The organism is Arenimonas sp. (assembly GCF_019459675.1).
In the GTDB taxonomy this organism is placed as follows: Bacteria; Pseudomonadota; Gammaproteobacteria; order Xanthomonadales; family Xanthomonadaceae; genus Arenimonas.
Window position 1 is genome coordinate 1 of the sequence record NZ_JAIBFH010000317.1, and the last position, 1,514, is coordinate 1,514.

Annotated in this window: 1 protein-coding gene; it reads right to left on the bottom strand. The window is 66.5% G+C overall.

Annotated elements, in window-relative coordinates; translation table 11 throughout:
* Positions 1 to 1,293, bottom strand: a 1,293-nt coding sequence (ettA, locus tag K0M70_RS10755) for an energy-dependent translational throttle protein EttA (protein ID WP_290781863.1), incomplete at its 3' end; no start/stop codon positions are given.
* Positions 1,294 to 1,514: the final 221 nt, after the last annotated feature.

Consider the following 1,514-nt stretch of genomic DNA (forward strand, 5'->3'; position numbering starts at 1 on the left):
GTTGAAGCGGCCGATGTAGGCGCGCGACTGGATCTCCACCTTGCCGATGGTGATGATGTCGCTGCCACCCGACACCGCCTGCCAGACGTTCTTGTTGGCGTCCAGCGAATCTCGGCTCTCGTCCACGTAGGCGATCTTCACCGTGTGCCCCACGTTCACTACGCCCGAGTCGCGCTTTTCGGCGCCGGTGATCATCTTGAACAGCGTGGACTTGCCCGCGCCGTTGGGGCCGATGATGCCGACGATGGCGCCCGGCGGGATGATGATGTTCAGGTCGTCGATCAGCAGGCGGTCGCCGAAGCTCTTGGACACGTTCTTGAACTCGATCACCTTGTCGCCCAGGCGCTCGCCCGGCGGGATGAACAGTTCATTGGTTTCGTTGCGGCGCTGGTATTCCACCGACTGCAGGTCTTCCAGGCGCTGCAGGCGGGCCTTGCCCTTGGTGCGGCCGCCCTTGGCGTTCTGGCGCGACCACTCCAGCTCTTTCTGCAGGGCCTTCTGGCGGCCCTTTTCCTGCGAGTCTTCCTGCTTAAGGCGCTCGGACTTCTGGTTGAGCCAGTCGCTGTAGTTGCCCTTCCAGGGAATGCCCTTGCCGCGGTCGAGTTCCAGGATCCACTCGGCGGCGTTGTCCAGGAAGTAGCGGTCATGGGTGACGGCCACCACGGTGCCCGGGAAGCGGGTGAGGAACTGTTCCAGCCACTCCACCGATTCGGCGTCGAGATGGTTGGTGGGTTCGTCCAGCAGCAGCATGTCGGGCTTGCTCAGCAGCAGGCGGCACAGTGCGACGCGGCGCTTCTCACCGCCGGACAGCTGGCCGCAGATCGCCTCCCAGGGCGGCAGGCGCAGGGCGTCGGCGGCGATTTCCAGCTGCAGTTCCAGCGTGGCGGCGTCGCCGGTGGCCAGGATGGACTCCAGGCGCTGCTGTTCGGAGGCGAGCTTTTCGAAGTCGGCGTCTTCTTCGCCGTAGGCGGCGTACACGGCATCGAGCAGGGCCTGGGCGTGCAGCAGGTCGCCCACGCCTTCTTCCACGGCCTGGCGCACGGTGTGTTCGGGGTTCAGGCGCGGCTCCTGTTCCAGGTAGCCCACCTTGATGCCGGGCGCCGGGCGGGCTTCGCCGGTGAAGTCCTGGTCCACGCCGGCCATGATGCGCAGCACGGTGGTCTTGCCCGAGCCATTCAGGCCCAGCAGGCCGATCTTGGCGCCCGGGTAGAAGGACAGCGAGATGTCCTTGATGATCTGGCGCTTGGGCGGCACGGTCTTGCTGACGCCGATCATGGTGTAGATGTACTGCATCGTGGGCTCTCGCATCAGGCCGGGGCGGCGCGGGGGACGGCGCGGCCGGGCAGGGTGGGGCCGCGCAGGAGGCCGCGCAGCCGGTCCGGGGTTTCGGAAGGACCGGCATTATCGCCCACCCCGCCCCTCGACGCACAAGAACGGGGTCAGGCTCACTTTCCCCGCCCGGCTTTCCCGCAAGCACCTGTCATCGGCCGGGGAAAGTGAACCTGACCCCGTTC